Origin of the sequence: Candidatus Babela massiliensis (assembly GCF_000513475.1) — a bacterium.
In the GTDB taxonomy this organism is placed as follows: domain Bacteria; phylum Babelota; class Babeliae; order Babelales; family Babelaceae; genus Babela; species Babela massiliensis.
This window is the reverse complement of sequence record NC_023003.1, coordinates 753,894-769,164: the sequence shown is the minus strand read 5'-3', so window position 1 is coordinate 769,164 and position 15,271 is coordinate 753,894. Positions and strand designations below refer to the sequence as shown.

The 15,271-nt window shown below is 26.3% G+C and carries 17 protein-coding genes; 10 read left to right on the top strand and 7 right to left on the bottom strand.

Annotated elements, in window-relative coordinates; all coding sequences use genetic code 11:
* Window positions 1-15: 15 nt before the first annotated feature.
* Window positions 16-759, bottom strand: coding sequence for a hypothetical protein (locus BABL1_RS03510; RefSeq protein ID WP_023792478.1), 744 nt, complete (start codon window positions 757-759; stop codon window positions 16-18).
* 226 nt (window positions 760-985) lie between these two features.
* Here BABL1_RS03510 and tpiA point away from each other — a divergent pair, with 226 nt between their 5' ends.
* From tpiA to BABL1_RS03490, 4 genes are read left to right on the top strand one after another with little or no spacing between them, the layout of a single operon-like run.
* Window positions 986-1,750: a triose-phosphate isomerase gene (gene tpiA, locus BABL1_RS03505; RefSeq protein ID WP_023792476.1), complete on the top strand. Its 765-nt coding sequence runs from the start codon at window positions 986-988 to the stop codon at window positions 1,748-1,750.
* Between the two features lie 59 nt (window positions 1,751-1,809).
* Window positions 1,810-2,124: a preprotein translocase subunit SecG gene (gene secG, locus BABL1_RS03500; RefSeq protein WP_023792473.1), complete on the top strand. Its 315-nt coding sequence runs from the start codon at window positions 1,810-1,812 to the stop codon at window positions 2,122-2,124.
* Window positions 2,125-2,145: 21 nt separating this feature from the next.
* Window positions 2,146-2,928 (top strand): MlaE family ABC transporter permease, encoded by a 783-nt coding sequence (locus BABL1_RS03495; RefSeq protein WP_023792472.1) that lies wholly within the window; start codon window positions 2,146-2,148, stop codon window positions 2,926-2,928.
* A gap of 17 nt (window positions 2,929-2,945) precedes the next feature.
* Entirely contained in the window at window positions 2,946-3,707 is a 762-nt protein-coding gene (locus tag BABL1_RS03490) for an ABC transporter ATP-binding protein (RefSeq protein ID WP_023792470.1), read from the top strand.
* On the opposite strand, the gene BABL1_RS03485 is transcribed toward BABL1_RS03490, so the two are convergent.
* Window positions 3,699-4,988 carry a GIY-YIG nuclease family protein gene (locus BABL1_RS03485; RefSeq protein WP_044601174.1) on the bottom strand — a complete coding sequence of 430 codons (1,290 nt, stop codon included), beginning with the start codon at window positions 4,986-4,988 and terminating at the stop codon, window positions 3,699-3,701. The genes BABL1_RS03490 and BABL1_RS03485 overlap by 9 nt on opposite strands.
* 164 nt (window positions 4,989-5,152) lie before the next feature.
* Window positions 5,153-5,335: a DUF378 domain-containing protein gene (locus BABL1_RS03480; protein WP_044601290.1), complete on the bottom strand. Its 183-nt coding sequence runs from the start codon at window positions 5,333-5,335 to the stop codon at window positions 5,153-5,155.
* A gap of 250 nt (window positions 5,336-5,585) precedes the next feature.
* Between BABL1_RS03480 and pilO the strand changes: the two genes are divergently transcribed.
* From pilO to BABL1_RS03455, 5 genes are all read left to right on the top strand, one after another.
* On the top strand, window positions 5,586-6,098 hold the full coding sequence (gene pilO, locus BABL1_RS05610; RefSeq protein WP_023792462.1) for a type 4a pilus biogenesis protein PilO: 513 nt from the start codon (window positions 5,586-5,588) through the stop codon (window positions 6,096-6,098).
* 12 nt (window positions 6,099-6,110) lie between these two features.
* On the top strand, window positions 6,111-6,419 hold the full coding sequence (locus BABL1_RS05510; RefSeq protein WP_023792460.1) for a hypothetical protein: 309 nt from the start codon (window positions 6,111-6,113) through the stop codon (window positions 6,417-6,419).
* Between the two features lie 261 nt (window positions 6,420-6,680).
* Window positions 6,681-7,583 carry an ankyrin repeat domain-containing protein gene (locus BABL1_RS03465; RefSeq protein WP_023792458.1) on the top strand — a complete coding sequence of 301 codons (903 nt, stop codon included), beginning with the start codon at window positions 6,681-6,683 and terminating at the stop codon, window positions 7,581-7,583.
* A gap of 62 nt (window positions 7,584-7,645) precedes the next feature.
* The gene (locus BABL1_RS03460) at window positions 7,646-8,662 is read left to right on the top strand and encodes an ankyrin repeat domain-containing protein (protein ID WP_171814733.1); all 1,017 of its coding nucleotides are present in this window, start codon (window positions 7,646-7,648) and stop codon (window positions 8,660-8,662) included.
* Between the two features lie 98 nt (window positions 8,663-8,760).
* Window positions 8,761-9,102: a heavy-metal-associated domain-containing protein gene (locus BABL1_RS03455; protein WP_023792454.1), complete on the top strand. Its 342-nt coding sequence runs from the start codon at window positions 8,761-8,763 to the stop codon at window positions 9,100-9,102.
* Between the two features lie 24 nt (window positions 9,103-9,126).
* On the opposite strand, the gene BABL1_RS03450 is transcribed toward BABL1_RS03455, so the two are convergent.
* Both BABL1_RS03450 and BABL1_RS03445 read right to left on the bottom strand, forming a co-directional pair.
* Window positions 9,127-10,572, bottom strand: a complete 1,446-nt coding sequence (locus BABL1_RS03450; protein ID WP_171814732.1) for a glutamine synthetase family protein — start codon at window positions 10,570-10,572, stop codon at window positions 9,127-9,129.
* A 95-nt stretch (window positions 10,573-10,667) separates the two neighbouring features.
* Window positions 10,668-11,318, bottom strand: coding sequence for an eIF2A-related protein (locus BABL1_RS03445; RefSeq protein ID WP_023792449.1), 651 nt, complete (start codon window positions 11,316-11,318; stop codon window positions 10,668-10,670).
* 421 nt (window positions 11,319-11,739) lie between these two features.
* On the opposite strand from BABL1_RS03445, the gene BABL1_RS03440 reads away from it, so the two are divergent.
* Complete coding sequence (locus BABL1_RS03440) at window positions 11,740-12,075, top strand: hypothetical protein (protein ID WP_023792447.1); 336 nt, start codon at window positions 11,740-11,742, stop codon at window positions 12,073-12,075.
* 226 nt (window positions 12,076-12,301) lie between these two features.
* Here the strand turns inward: BABL1_RS03440 and BABL1_RS03435 are convergent, their stop codons facing one another.
* Window positions 12,302-13,735: a hypothetical protein gene (locus BABL1_RS03435; RefSeq protein WP_023792445.1), complete on the bottom strand. Its 1,434-nt coding sequence runs from the start codon at window positions 13,733-13,735 to the stop codon at window positions 12,302-12,304.
* 74 nt (window positions 13,736-13,809) lie between these two features.
* Entirely contained in the window at window positions 13,810-15,267 is a 1,458-nt protein-coding gene (locus BABL1_RS03430) for a hypothetical protein (protein ID WP_023792442.1), read from the bottom strand.
* Window positions 15,268-15,271: the final 4 nt, after the last annotated feature.

Below are 15,271 nucleotides of genomic sequence, written 5' to 3'. Positions count from 1 at the left end.
AAAACCAATTATCTATTAAGCTTTATAATTATATAATCCTCTCATTTCAACTTTATATCTAAAATGCTTACGTACTATTTCAGACATATTAGATAATGCTTTTGCTATTTCAAATACATTATAAGAATTTAAAGCCAATTTTTCATAATTTCTAGACAAAACAAAAACTAAATAAGGAGAGATTTTATTAAATAAAAGCCAATTATATTGAACAAATTTCTCTCCTGATAAAGTTTTATTTGTTTCTTTATTATATTTGGATATTTTGTACGCATTTTTCTCAATTTGTTTTTCCCTTTTATCAAACAATAAAAAATTCAATATAGGATTCATAAAATTTATAAATCTAGCAAAATTAACATATCTATCTTGCTTAAGACTATAACTTATAGAATTAAGACTATAATATATATTAGGTATAATAGAAAACGGTACCAGTGAGTTAAAAAGCCTATCTAGCAAGGCAGCATCATGTATAACTTCTTCATTAAAACTACCTAAAACTCTAATCTTATTTATTTCTTTTAAAATATTGATCAGATCACCTAAAAAACAAAATTTAATATAATTATATTGATTTTTTTGCTTTGATATTAAAAGTTCTTGCTTGAGTTTTCTTATCCTATTATTGTTTGCTTTTAAGATCTCTTTAAAATCTGTGTTAGTTTGTTGAAAGTATGCTATATCGTCGCTCATAGAAACAATATTAAAATTAATAAATAAACTGCTTAAGATAATCAAATAAACTTTATAAAACACTTTTATAATTTCCCTAAAATATTTAAATACTTTTTACTAATATTAAAAATTGACTTAAAATTTAATAAAATACATTATTGTAATTTACTTAAGTCTATTTTAAATACTTATTTTTTTCAAAAGGCCTATAAGCAATATATTTCACTAATAAGAAATTCAAACTTTTTTAATTATAAGTTAAAACTAAGTAACTAATAAATATTAACTAAAATAATTTGAACATATTATGATAAAAATCTTCGTCGCAAATTGGAAAATGCAAAAATCCTATAGTCAAACTATCAAGTGGTGCATAAAAAATAATAAAGAATTAGCAGAGCTGTCACATAGAAAAAATATAATTATATGCCCATCTTTTGAGTCTATAGCTAAAGTACAAACTCTACTTAATAAAAATATAAATATAGGTGCTCAAGATTGTTCAGCTTTTGAAAAAGGCGCCTACACAGGACAGGTGTCAGCCATATCTTTAAGAGAAATTGGTATTAATTATTGCTTAATAGGTCACAGTGAAACCAAAATCAATATTACTAATACTGATAATTTAAATAATTCTATATCTGAAAAATATTTCTTACTTATAAAAAATAATATTAAACCGATCATATGTATCGGTGAAACTCAAGAAGAACGAGAAAAAAATATTACTTATGATATACTCAAACATCAAATAGACATGATAATTAATAAAATAAAAAAAGAAGAAATTAAAATAAATGAATTAATTATCGCTTATGAACCCATTTGGGCTATTGGAACAGGAAAAGTTCCTAAACCAGAAGAGTTAAATAATACTCTAATCGGGATAAAAAAATATATAAACTCTATTTTATCAGATATAGAATTAACAATCTTATATGGAGGAAGCATAAATTTAGATAACATTGAAGAATTTAAAAATATGGGAATTCTTAATGGATTTTTACTAGGAAATTCTAGCCTTGATTTTCAATTGTTTAAAAAAATTGTATTATTATCTATAAGCGCATAATATATTAAATATTTAAATCAAGATGAAAATATATAAACTTAAAATATTAGGAGTTAATAATGATTTATGGATTACTTATAACTTTATTCGTTTTAGTTTGCTTCTTTCTGGTACTAATAATATTAGTTCAAAAGGGTAAAAGCAGCATGGGAATAGGAGCAATGGGTGGTGGATCACAACTTTTATTTGGTGGATCCGGTGGGCAAAATCTTTTTCAAAAAACCACCTGGACTTTAGGTACACTTTTTATGGTTGGATCACTTTTGATTACCTTAATTAAGAAGCCTTCGTCAAATTTATTATCAAATTTGGAGAAAACCACCACAGTACAAGCACAAAAAGACATTAAAGAACAAGCTGCAAATACCAAATAACTGATATAAATAATATTAGAAATGCTTATTAATTTAGTTGGCGTTGTAGGAATATATTTTTTAAAGATATGTAACGATGTCCTTACATTTATACTTTTTTTATTAAAATCTATAAAAGTATTTTTTTCAAAACGACTAAAGATAAAACAGATTATTATACAGATTCAACAAGTAGGAGTTGAATCTTTTACAATAGTGTTTTTAACTGGATTCTCTTCAGGATTTGCTCTTGCTTTGCAGTCTTTTATGGGACTTAACAAGTTTGGAGGAGAAGAACTAATTGGCTTAGTTGTTGCACTAGGTATGACCAGAGAATTAGCTCCTGTTCTTACTGGCATAATGGTTACAGGTAGAGCAGGATCTGCTATGGCTGCTGAAATTGGTACCATGAAAATTACTGAACAGATCGATGCTCTAAAAACTTTATGCATCGATCCGCATCAATATTTAATTATACCAAGAGTTATAGCAACTACCGTAGCTCTGCCACTATTGACTTCTATTTCTATGTTATGCGGAATAGTTGGAGGATATATATATAGCACCTTTATAGTAGAATTAAATCCTGAAATATACCTTTCAACTATTGAGATGCATTTAGATATTTGGGATATAATAGGAGGTATGATAAAAGCTTCTGTTTTTGGACTCATTTTGTCATTGATAAGTACTTATATGGGACTTCATACAAAGGGAGGAGCACAAGGAGTAGGCGCGGCTACCACTAAAAGTGTAGTTGTTGGATCGATTCTTATACTAATTGCTAACTACTTTCTTAGCTTACTTTTATTTCAATCAACTTAATCATCTTTATAAAAATTATGATAAATATTATAGATCTTAAGAAAAAGTTTAATAGTACTTGGGTAACTGACGGAATTAATTTAACTATTCCAGAAGGCAAAATAACATGTATTATAGGCAGATCAGGAGAAGGAAAATCGGTTCTTTTAAAACAAATCATAGGCCTTATAAAACCTACCTCAGGTCAAATTTTAATAGATAATACAGATATTACCAAGCTTGATGAAAAAGAAATGGAACCTATATTCAAAAAGTGTGGTTATGTATTTCAATTTGCAGCACTACTTGATTCTCTTAATATCTTTGAAAATGTAGGCCTAACCTTACTAGAGCATGGATCAAATGAAGATGAAGTTCTTTCAATTGTCAAAGAAAAATTAGCTCTTGTTAATTTAGGACAAGAAATTTTATATAAATATCCTTCAGAACTCTCTGGCGGAATGCGTAAAAGAGTTGGAATAGCAAGAACCTTAATAACAAATCCTAAAATAATTCTTTATGATGAACCAACTACTGGTTTAGATCCTATAACATCTAAAGTTGTTCATGAACTTATGTATAATATGCAAAAACAACTTAACGTTACTTCTGTTGTAATATCACATGATATAGAGATATTTAATTATGTAGATTATATAGCATTATTGCATTTAGGCAAAATTAGATACTTTGGTCCTGCAAGCACTATATGGCAATCTGATAATCCTTATATTTATCAATTTATAAGAGGACTAACAGAAGGACCTATTCAACCAGATTTAGGTCTTAAGTCAAGCTAAATCTTTTATAAAATTTTTAGATCTCAGTTCTTTATGATAACTAACTGCAAAATGGTGGGCATAATCTCTCAAAGAAATTAATAATCTGGCATAATCTTTTTTTAGATCCAATTTTAAACCTAAAGGCAAATTATCAGAAAATAATGTTTCTTCGCGCTTTGCTAAACTGATAAATTTAACATTGTTAATCAAATCTTTAACAGCGTTTAATTGCCCTTTGCCCCCATCAATTAAAATTAAATCAGGGACATTTTTCAGATCTTTATATCGCCTTTGGACAATTTCCTGTAAAGCAGCATAATCATTTTGATCAGTTAAACTTTTTATTTTAAATCTTCTAAAATTATTTTTATCAGGTACTCCGTAAGTAAATCTGATACAGGAACCTACTATATAACTACCTTGAAAATGAGATATATCAAAACAATCTATATTAATTGGATTTTTATCGATCTCAAGAATTTTTCTGAGCTCTTTTATCGCATTAATATTATCATCCATTTGATTTTTTGGAGTAGTTTTAATAATTATCTGCTCTTTATATTTATCTTCTGAAAATTTAGCCTTTAAAGTCTGAGATATAAAGTCTAAATTTTTAAGATAATTATTTAAATGTTTCGATTTCTCAAATTCTAAATCTTTATTATACTTTTTAATCTCAGAGACCAATATTTCATGGCAAGAATTAAGATCATCTCTTAAAAGTTCTTTTACTAATTTCATTCTAATTTTATAAGAGTCAATATCAAATTCAGATTTACAGTTCCCAGCACATATACCCAAATGATAATCTAAACAACCATTTTGTATTCTTTTATTACATAAACTTAATTTAAAAGTTTTAGTTAAATAGTCATAAACCGATCTAATTTTACCCTTAAATAAAAAAGGCCCAAAAGACATAGAGTTCTTAGTTTGCTTATTGCTTAAAACTAACTTAGGCAATCCCTCTAATTTATCGTTTATTATCTCTAAATACTTAAATGGAGTACCTGATTTTAATAAAGTATTATACTTAGGTTTAAATTTTTGAATTAATTGAGCTTCTAAAAGTAGTGCTTCTGTTTCAGTATTTGTAATAATATGATCTATTATATTATATTCTTTTATTAATTCTTGAACTTTGATATTATCTTCCCGTTTTTTAAAATAAGATGATATTCGCTTGCGTAAGTTTTTGGCCTTACCTATATAAATTATTTTGTCATTCTTATCTTTAAATAAATATATACCAGATACTTGGGGAATATTTTTTATACTTTGATTAATGCTAAACTCCATAATTTTTACTTTATCTTTCAATTGCACTAATATTACATTAATATTATAACATATTTTTTTATTTTTGTAATAATTAAGGGTCCAAAATCTGGACCCTTATCAGCTTAAATATAATAGTGAAACCATATATTTAATATGAGAATATTATAAAAAATTATTAGATATTAAGAAAAGCGATCTATTAACTGATATAAGCCAGAAACACCGACTAATATATAAATTGCTTTTTCAACATAAGGCCATGCACCAAATAACATATGTACAAGATTATAATCAAAAGCATATAATCCCCAGTTAATGGCACCCAATACAGTTAAAACAAAAGTTAAAATATTTACAAATTTCATAAGATTTATTTCCCCCATTTTCATTCCCTTATATTTTGTATTTTAATTTTTACTACTTACAATCTTCTTATAGGCATTAATTATATTATATTATTTTCTATTATAAAAAATCAATATTTAAAAATAAAAAATATTTACTAGAGCAAGGTGGTCATTTGTTTGACAGGGATTTATATGTTAAGTATTGATACTTGAATTAACTATGTATAATATATATCAAAATTGATTACAAACCTTAAAATTTCTTATTATGATATTTTTAAAAAAACATTGGTCGATAACTTTACTGTTATTAATATTTACGCTTGCATTTTGGTATTTTTTTGTATACTGTTACATTTCAAGCCAAATAATTAATTATAAAGTCAGAATAAGAAGATTAGAAAAAATAAAATCTAAATCGTTCCAAGCTCAACAAGACTGCGTCAATCTCGAAAAAAGATTAAAAGATCTAGAATTAAGCATAACTCAAAATTCCTCAAAACAGAAAAGTTTTTATAATAAACTCTCTCGAATTATTCGATGTATTATTAATAATAATCTAACTTTAAAACAATGTTTTCCCGATAAAAAAACAAAATCAAATTGGTATTATAAATCATCATTTAAGTTAAATATAAATGGTTATTATCTAGATATATATAGATTCTTTAACTGTTTATCAAAAATAGATTGCTTTATAGAAATTACACAGTGTACTATAAAAAGAGTTAACCAAAAACTTGAGTGTATTCTGACTCTCAATTTTATAGAAATTATTTAAATTAAAAGTATTATGTTTATTGTAAAAATTTTATTTTTTTGTTTTATCTTTACAAGTATCACTATAAATTCGATAACTTTAAGAAATCCTTTTTCATTTTCAGAAATCCATTGCAATAATATAAATTTTAACGGCATTGCCAAAATTAATAATAAATCCACAAAAAACTTTAAAAATTTCGCAATAATAAATATAGATAATAATATAAAAATAGTTCAACCAGGAGACAATATTCTTAATTATAAAATAATAGATATTGTAAGTAATTACATTATAATACAAGATGAAAACAATAATGAGTTAATCATATTGGATGAATAAAATCCCTTCAACTTATAAAAAGCTGAAGGGTTAGGGGGTGAACAATACTTGCTGTATTGTTCGTTTAGGGACATTACTAATATTTTATATTCTTATTTAATCTTGAGAATAGTATCAATCAATTGATCTAATGTCAAGTACAGTATATTACAATAAATATTATCAAACTTGTCTAAATTTAATCTATTTCAATTTAATTTTATTCAGTATAAACTCTAAACTAAAGCCACAAACTAAAAAATAATTTAAAATATATTAAACATGAAAAATAAAATCACAACCTTTAGTTTGATAATCATCTATAGCTTTATTTATTTAAATAACAAAACTCTTTGGTCTATGCAAAAACAAAAAGATTATGAGTGTACTTTAGATTTATCAAATACCATTATGCTAAATTATTTTGATAAATTGATAAAAATTAAGATCAAAGAAAGCAGAAGTAATATATTTTATTTAATACATTCTTTGGCAGAAATTTTAGACATCGATAGCAGTGCACACTTAAACCAACAGTATAAATCATGTAGCTTTAAATTTGGGGACATAAATAAAATTTTATCAAAGTATTTTAAATACTATAAAATAGATGTCAATACTCAAAATAAAACTGGTGACAGCCCTTTAATACAAGCAATAAATTTGAACTACAAAAATATAAGTAAATTTCTTATTAAATATCCAAAAACTAATATAAATCTTAAAAACAATGATAAACAAAATGCTTTAATGATCGCTGCTGAACAACCAAATAGAATAAAAGCTATTAAATATATAATCAAATATAGAAATAACAATATCGATATTAATGATAAAAATAAATATAAAAGAACCGCTTTAATGATAGCTGCGAGTAATAATAATGCAGAAGCTTTGACCTTGATTTTATCACATCCCTATACAAATATTAATTTGAAAGATCAAGACGGATTTACAGCCCTATTTTTAGCATCACATTTAGGATTATATAATATAGTTGAAATGCTTCTTGAACAAAAAGAAATTGATGCTGATTTAACTGATAATCAAGGAGATACCGCAGAGACTATAGTCATAAAATCTTATAATATAAGTTGTATAGTAAAAAACAAAACTTTAATAAATATTTATAACAATCTAATTAACTTATTCCAAGAACATAAAATAAGAAAGTGCTTAACATGAAAAATTTAATAAACCATTCGATAATCTTCTTATTAATAATAATGTCTGATAAAATAATGGTTATGAATATTGACATGGATACTAATTCTGAACAGCTTAATTTATTAAGTTATCCAGATGAAATCACTTTAAACATATTAGATTTAACAATAAAAGATATATTTGAAGCAAATAAAGATAATACTATTGAACTCTTTCAAGAATTGGTTTCTTTTTTGGGAAAAATTTCAAATACTAATCAAAGGTTTCTAAATATAGCAAAATCAAATGATTTAAATAAAATAATACTTAAGTATCTTATTGATTATAATATTAACGTAAATTTTTGTAATAAAAATGGTATAAGCCTATTACATTGGATAGCAGGTAAGAATTTTATAACATTATGCCAAATTTTATTATCTCATCCTGATATTGAAATTAATATCAAAATCAAAAGCGATATCAATAACAAAACTCCATTAATATTGGCAATAGAACATAAGCATAATGAAATAGCTAAATTAATCATACAACACAATAAAACTAATATTAATGAACAAGGAAACTGGGGAGAGACAGCCTTAAGTACAGCTATTCTTTATCACAATAACGAAATAGCAAAACTTTTGATCAACGACAAAAGAGTTGATGTTAATACAAAAGATTTTTTAGGAGATAACAATACATTATTACAAACAATCAGTAGAGGAAACCTAGAGATATTTAAAATTTTGATAGACCAACCTGATATTGATATTAATATGCAATCTAGCACTGGAACGACTCCACTGATATTAGCTTGTTATTACGGACTAATAGATTTTGTTAAATTACTTGTAGTTAAAACTATAATTAACATAAACGCTAAAGATCTAAATGGAAATACTGCTTTAATATATCCTACAATATTTAATTGTGAAGAAATAGTTATTTTACTACTAGAACATGGCGCAGATCCAACTATAGCAAATAAAAATGGATCTTCTCCACAAGAATTAGCTAAAAAACTAAGTCATTCAAACTTAATAAAGTTATTCGCAAAAAAACCAACCACTAAAGATTTAGATCATGAACAAGGAAATTGTACAATCTCTTAGTATTAATTTAAAAATTAAAATTCTCTTAAAATTAATAAAATGCTATAATTGTTATTAATTTTAAGATATCTTAACATTTATTAAAGCGAAAAATTAAGGTGAAAAAATTTTATTTTGTTTTGCTAGTTTTTTTATTACCGTCTTGTCGGCAAATATCATTAAAAAAGAACAACTTAGAATTACTAAATGAAGAGAAAATAGCATACATTAAAGTCAAAGGCATAGAATGCGAATTTTGTGCTCAATCTGCTCTTGAAGCACTTAGTAAAATAGATGGGGTCATTCAAGCACAATTTGAAAAAAATAATTTTATTCATATAAATAAATACTTTGAAAATAAAAGAATAGAATTAATTTACTTACCTGATAAAGTTATAGATCAAGATATAATTAGTGAGGCTTTAAGTATCGAAGGCTTTCAATTAGATTCTATCTCTTAGTTAATCATGATTTTGTTATTAGTATTAATTTAATTCCCAATTAGTAACTGCACTATTGAAGTTAGCGCACTCTTGCCGTTTGACTTTAATATATTCCTCAAACCCTTTAGGTGTTAATAAATCTTTTACCATTTGACTATCTTGCATAACATCTAAAGCTTGAGATAAATTTTTAGGCAAAACCTTAATATTCATGTCTCGTATTTTACTTACATCTAATTTAAATAAATTTTGAGTAATAGGTTTATTTAAAATTAAATCTTCTTTAATACCCTTTAAGCCTGTCTTAATAATCGCTGAAAAAGCTAAATAAGGATTACAATTAACATCGGGACTTCTAATTTCAATTCTCATTGCTTTATCAGGTTCATCGTGCATTAAAGGTAATCTAAACAATGCAGATCTATTTTTAAGTCCCCAACAAATATAAACAGGAGCCTCAAAATCAGGCACTAAGCGCTTATAAGAATTAATTAATGGATTTAATATAGCACTAAATTCTTTTATATAAGATAAATTACCGGCCAAAAATTTCTTACCTAAATCGGAGAAATTATAATCATTGTCACAAGAATAAAAAGCATTTTTATTTTCAAGATTATCATAAATACTATAATGTATATGCATAGCACTACCATTTTTACCATAAATTGGTTTAGGTAAAAAAATTACTTGATATCCTAATTGATTGGCAAGAACTTTAAGGGCATATTTAGAAATAATGACTTGATCTGCAATTTCAAGTGCATTATCATACTTTATACTAAATTCATATTGACCAGGAGCTACTTCATGATGAAATTTTTCAACATCTACGCCCATGCCCTTAAGGGTATGAATTATAATATGATTTTCTTGCTGTCTTGAATATATTTCATCAGGATCTATATATTTTTTATTATCAAGTGGCTCAGAATTTTTGTATAAAAAGAATTCTAATTCAACACCAATATTACACTTACAGTTAATCAGATTTAGTTCTTTTATAGCTTTTTTTAAGATATATCGAGAGTCTGATTCATATAAAGTATTTCGATCTTTATAAATATCACATATAACCCAAGCTGTCTTATGAAGATCCGAAGTCCATGGCAAAAATCTTAAAGTACTTAAATCAGGTTTTAAAATCATATCACTTTCTTCTGTTGAAAAATAACCTGGGATTGAAGAACTATCAAATGTTAAACCATTGATAAAAGCACTTTTTGCCTTATCAAAAGGTACTATAATTTCCTTCAAGTCTCCAAACAAATTAACAAAAGTAAATGAGACAAATTGTGTATCTTCTTGCTCTAATTTTTCTAATATACTTTCTACAGTTTCATTTTTTTGATTCTTAGAAATTAAGTTTTTATGTTTTAAAGATTTTTTATTCTGCAAAATATTTTTAAAAAAATCCTGCTCAAGTGTATTTATAATATTTATAAAAATTAATGAGCAAAATGATAGATATAAAATATACTTTTTCATAGCACCTTTCGTTAAACTATTTAGAATTATTATTTTATAAATCATCTTACTTTATATATTTTTTCAAAAAGTATCAAATTTTAATTATATTATAATCACTCTATATAATCAGCACTATGTATATTAGCTAAAGTACGCTTCTCTTTTTTTATAAAATCTACTCCACCATCTATATAAGAAATTACAAAACCATCATCAATTGACTTAATTTTTTCTACTCTATTATAAGATATTCGATTTATTTCTTTTCCTTTACAATCGTATAAATAAATTCCTGGAGTTAAAACATATTTTATAGATGAATAGTATATAACAAAAGCTTTTGAATCACATGACCATTTTATTTTATCAGCTGTAGAAGCAGAGATATGCTGTATTTCATTTCCATTAATATCATATAAATAAACACCCCATAATGGATAAAATATTAGAAAGCTCTTGCCATCAGGAGCCCATTTTATTTTTTGAGCCTTTGTTAAATGAGAAATACATTTAATTTCATTACCATTAAAGTCATACAAACAAACTGCTCCTGGCTCAAAGGATACAATACTATGGCTTCTGTCTTTAGACCATTTAATTTTATCTGCTTTAATAAATGAAGACAAACATTTAATTTCCTCTCCGCTACTATCGTATAAATAGGTTCCGCCTTGCTTATAAGAAATAATAAAATTTCCATAAAATATGTGAGTCATTAAACTTAAAAACATGAAAATAGCAATATTTAACATATTATTTTTCATAATTTATCCCTCTTATAGTAAGTAAATCATTTATATATTAATTTACATAAATAAAAAATAATTTAAACAAGAGTACTTAAATCATATTTAAGAAATAAGAAGAACACTATATCTATGCATTAAATTTAAATATATTTTTACTGTAAAAAATCATCATTATTTATTAAAATCATTGATTTAAAAACAATATTTTAATAAAATTATAAATTATACAGTAATAAAGATTTCATTTTACAATCTCTTTATTTTATTGAATATTTAAAGTTGTAATGATTTAAGACTTTTAAATTTGCAATCTTTTCGCTTTAATCAAACTCTTCTTATTTAAATGTATACTTAAATTCGGCAGAATTGAAATCAAAACTTTATTATTAATCTGAAAATATTATTTTAAGCCTAATCAAATGAAAGGATAAAAAAAATGAATTTATTAAAAATAAGCAGAATTTTTGCTCTAAATTTAGTAGCTTCTTGCTTCATAGCTAGTCTAAACGCTGTGACTATAAGTTTAGAACCTTATAATGGAAATGTAATAGTTTCTCCTGGAGGAACAGCTCAGGTTCAAGCAGGAGTTAATACTTCTGGAAGTACAATTTTGTATTGTGGATGGACAGGACCTAGAGGTTTTAAATTAGATAATACAATGAGACTTGTAGTAAATAATGTTTATCCTGGAATTAATGATGGAGTTTATACTTTCACAGTAAAAACTTCAAGTGGTACATTTTCCGCTAATGCTTCTGTGATTGTTCATTAAAATAAAGAATTGATTTTAATAAATTAGATAATTATATAATTATCTAATTTATTAAAATTTATAATTTTTAAATTTCAGCAATAACAATTTAGAATAATATTACAGTTCTTAAAATCTTTTTAATCCACATGCCTATTATTTTAAACCATTTAAGCTCTAGTTAATGTGCTATTTCTGTTTAAATAGATACACCTCACAATAAATAAAAAACAATTTGTAAATACATTTAAAAAACATAATCAAGTGAAATAATAGGACAAAAAGCATTCACTGGTTGAGGAAAGACTCCTTTACCATATTTGTTCATAAGATTGCTATAAGCAATTAAATCCCATTCTAGTTCTATACCAAATCGAAAAGATCCTAAATCATAAGAATAACGAGTAGAAATTCTATAAGCATAATCTATTGGCTCTCCTTGATTAGCTATAGGCATGCTATAAACAATAGGATTACCTGTTGTAGAATCGATATATAAAGAAGTAAATGCTCCTAAAGATTGAGTATAACCAAAAAATATACCTAATTGCATCTGAGATTTATGAAATAAATAAAAAGCATCTAACCAAAAAACTACAGCATTAGTTGGCACATAAGTTCTATAGTCAGTAATAGTATTAACAGTTTTAACTGCAAAACCACTAATTAAAGCTTGGCTTGATCCATTTTGACTCAAAAGAAGTTTAAAATTAATCTCGCCCCAATTAAAAACATTATGCCCAAATATCTCAGCACTAACAGCATCGACATACTCATTTACTCTATAGGTAATAATATGGCCATTAGTTACAGCAACAGAATATAATCTTGGAACAACTCTTAAATAATCTATAACAAAACCATAAAAACTTTCGCCTAAAGATCCTAATCGGTATTTAAAACCAAATGCTATATTCGGTACTATAGCATCTTGTAAATAAACATTATTATTTGCAGAAATCCCATAAGTTTGTAAAAAAGATTGTCCCATTATACCTAATAAAAATTCACAAGATCCCAGTTCCTGAGTAATCCGCAATTGAGGAACCAATGATTGGGGCTCAAAGGTAGCACCCAAATTATAATTAACAACGCGTGGAAAACTTTCAACCAGAAAAAGTGGATGAAAATATTGACCAAATAAAAAAGCTCCACTTCCCCAAGAAAGCTCTCCAAAAGAATGCCTAATCTTAGCTGTATATTGTGTTAAAATAAGGGTACCTCTAAAATCAAGCTCTAATATAGCATACATATCTTCTGAATGACCTTGTAAAGGATTAAAGAATATACCAAAACGACTACCTGCTGCATCCATAATAGTCTCGGCATGAGCATTTATATCTTTTCCTAGTGGATCTGCATTATAAGGAGCAGGATATATATAATCATTAATACTTACATTACCTACCCCTTGTCTTGTAATAGTGACTAGTTGATATCCAGTAAAACCATAAAAACGCATTATAGAAGATGATTGAAATTGCTTATATCCAGGATCACCATATCTTTGAGCTAATCTTAATTGTCTTACCGCTGCTAATCTACTATTTTTAGATAATGATCTATCAGAATTACCTCGCTCATTATTGACTATATTTCCCGAATTGGTTTGACAATATAAAATATTACCAATAAAAACAAAATTAATTAAAATAAAAAGAAAATAATTCTTTGCTTTCATTACAACTTCCAATCCAAATTACTTCATCCGATTTAGAATTTAAATTAACATTTTTTTAAAAAATAATAAAAAATCTAATAAACATAATCAATTGAAATAATCGGAGAAAATGCATTAACTGGTTTAGGGTTAAGCCCACGACCATATCTATCTAAACGCTCACTATAAGCAATTAAATCCCATTCAAGCTCTAACCCACATCTAAAAGAACCTAAATTATAAGAATAGCGTAGAGCAACCCTATAAACATAATCTACTGAAAAACCAGTATTACCTATAGGCCTACTATAAGAAATTGGTTGATCAGTACTTGGATCTATATATAATGGAGTAAATGCTCCAAGATAATGAGTATAACCAAAAAATAGACCTAATTGCATTTGTGTTCTATAAAATAAATAAAAAGTATCTAGCCAAAAGGCTACAGCATTAGTTGGTACATAAGTTCTATAATCAGTAATAGGATCAAGCGTTTTAACTGCAAAGCCACTAATTAAAACTTGGCTAGAAGCGTTTTGACTTAAAATAAACTTAAAGTTAACCTCTCCCCAATGAAAAACATTATGCCCAAATATTTCAGTACTAATAGCATCCACATACTCATTCACTTTATAAGCAGCACTGTTACCATTAATTACACCAAGAGAAGATAACCTTGGTACAACTCTTAAATAATCTATAACAAAACCATAAAAACTTTCACCTGTAAGACCAAATCTATACTTAAAACCAAATGCTATATCAGGTATTATAGCATCTTCTAAATAAACATTACTAAAAGCGTTGGGACCATAAGTATTTAAAAAAGATTGTCCCATTATACCTAATAAAAATTCACAAGGACCAACCTCTTGAGTAACACGTAATTGAGGCACTAATGATTGTGGCTCAAACGGAGCTCCTAAATTAAAATTAATAACACGAGGAAAGCTTTCAACGAGAAAAAGAGGATGAAAATACTGCCCAAATAACAAAGCCCCACTTTCCCAAGATATTTCCCCAAAAGAATGTCGAATTTTCGCTGTATATTGCGTAAAACGGTTCGTACCCCTAAAATCAAGCTCTAATATAGCGTACATATTTTTTGAGTGCCCTTGCATAGGGTTAAAAAATATTCCAAAGCGGGTTCCAGCTGCATCCATAATAGTTTCTCCATGAGCATTAATATCTTTTCCAAAAGAATCTGCAAAGTATCGAGCTGGATATATATACTCACCGATACTTACATCACTAACTCCTTGACGAGTAATAGTAAGCATCTCGTAACCACTGAACCCATAAAAACGCATTATAGAAGATGATTGAAATTGTTTATAACCAGGATCCCCATATCTTTGAGCTAATCTTAATTGCCTTACAGCAGCTAATCTGCTATCTCTTGACAAACTACGGTTAAAGCCTTCTAAAGGAAGTTTAGATTTTGAATCTTCATTTTCAACAATATTCTCTAATGTAATTCTACTATAGATAACTAAATTAATAAAAAATAAAAACAATCCTAAAATAAAAAGAAAACAGTTATTTGCTTTCATTACA